The 1,710-nt window shown below is 47.8% G+C and carries 2 protein-coding genes; both read left to right on the top strand.

The features are described 5' to 3' along the window. Positions 1–296 (top strand): hypothetical protein (locus KDK17_RS01575; protein ID WP_373691550.1); only part of this gene is annotated, 296 nt, incomplete at its 5' end. 201 nt (positions 297–497) lie between these two features. Then, on the top strand, positions 498–1,710 hold a 1,213-nt coding region (locus KDK17_RS01570; protein WP_257287192.1), incomplete at its 3' end, for a CocE/NonD family hydrolase.

Here is a 1,710-nt window from a genome sequence, read left to right as displayed (position 1 = left end):
GTGTAAGACACAGGGCCGATATGATTTACGAGCAGGATTTTCGGCATCTTGCTGACTCATCCGGATCCATAGAATACAGGGCCTGCTACAGCAGAGAAAAGTCACTGGACACCTCCGCCAACGAATACCCGGGTTATCTCCAGAACCAGTTCCCACAACTGAATCTTTCCCCGGAAAAAGACCTCGTTTACTTGTGTGGCAACCCTGCCATGATTGACGACGCATCCGCAGAACTGACAGCGTTGGGTTTTGCTCCAAGACAGGTGAAGCGGGAAAAGTATGTTTTTTCCAGTTGAACCTTCTCGCGTTTAAACCGGTAGGCCTTCATTTCAGTTTCTGTAAACTGTTTGTCATCTTTTGCCTGAAACACCCACAAGTTAATACACACTCACTTAAAACCTGTGTATGATCACATTGCACCCTTTTGAAACACAATGACAATCGTCAAGATTCAATTGTGGGTGAAACAACATAAAAATAATAAAAAAGGTAACTCAATGTCGAAACGGCTAGTTAAGCTGCTGGTTCTCAATCTGGCACTGTCTCTCTTCCCACTCCATTCCCTCGCATCCGAACAGCCACTGTTTCAGTTTGCTGCCGGATTGCTGAACAATGGACAATTTCCAGAGTCTGACCGCTACACCACCGATGATGATATTGTCATTCTGACCAATGATGGTACAGAACTGACTGCTAATATCTTTGTTCCCACCTCACTAAGCGGGTCCGCCCCCGCTGTCGTATTTATTAATAGTTGGGGGATGAATGAGTACCAGTACCTGCAGCAGGCTGCAGCGCTCGCTGAACGGGGGTATATCGTTCTTAGCTATTCTACCCGGGGCTTTGGCAAGTCTACCGGACGAATAGATACGGCTGGCCCTCAGGATATTGCCGACTACAGTCAGGTGATTGATTTTCTTCTCAATAATTACCCTGTAAATCCCAATGCTATTGGTACCGCTGGTATCTCTTACGGCTCAGGTATCAGCCTGATCGGAGCAGCTCATGATGAACGGGTCAAAGCCGTTGCCGCCATGAGCAGCTGGGGAAGCCTGCTGGAAGCACTTTACGGTAATCAAACCCCCAGACTGGCCTGGGGAGAAATACTCACTTTGACGGCCGACCTCATAGGCAACCCTGAGCCGGTCATTGCTGAAAACTGGGACATCATTAAAAACCAGAAGCTGGATCAGTTACCAGCCGTTATAGAGTGGGCAGAAGAAAGATCCCCGATCAACTATGTCGAGCTGCTGAATCAAAATAATACCGCCGTCTATCTTGCCAAAGCTTATGGCGATAACCTCTTCCAGCCAAACTCTCTGCTTGAGATGTTTAGCCAGCTAAGCACTCCCAAACATATGGACCTGCTGACCGGATCCCATGCCACAGCCGAGCTGCTGCCTTCCCTGCTGGGCATTGGTGAAGACAGGGTCTGGAATAACGTCTACCGATGGTTCGACATTCATCTGAAAGGAGAAACGAATGAACTGAGTCAAGCAAATCCTTTGCAGATGAAAGTGAAGTTCAAAGACCGCTTTGAAGGGTTCGACAGTTTTCCAATAAAAGAGGCTTCCGCACAGAAGTACTATCTTCACCCAAGGTCTGCATTTGATAACGGCGATTTGGAAGCCCATCCCTACAAACCGCCGTTCTGGCTGACAAAAGACAATACGATCAATTCCTGGACGGGTACTTTATTCAGTACTCAGA

The organism is Endozoicomonas sp. SESOKO2, assembly GCF_024606245.1.
Lineage (GTDB): Bacteria > Pseudomonadota > Gammaproteobacteria > Pseudomonadales > Endozoicomonadaceae > Endozoicomonas_A.
Note: the sequence above shows the minus strand (reverse complement) of the source record. Positions and strands in the feature narration are given on the sequence as shown.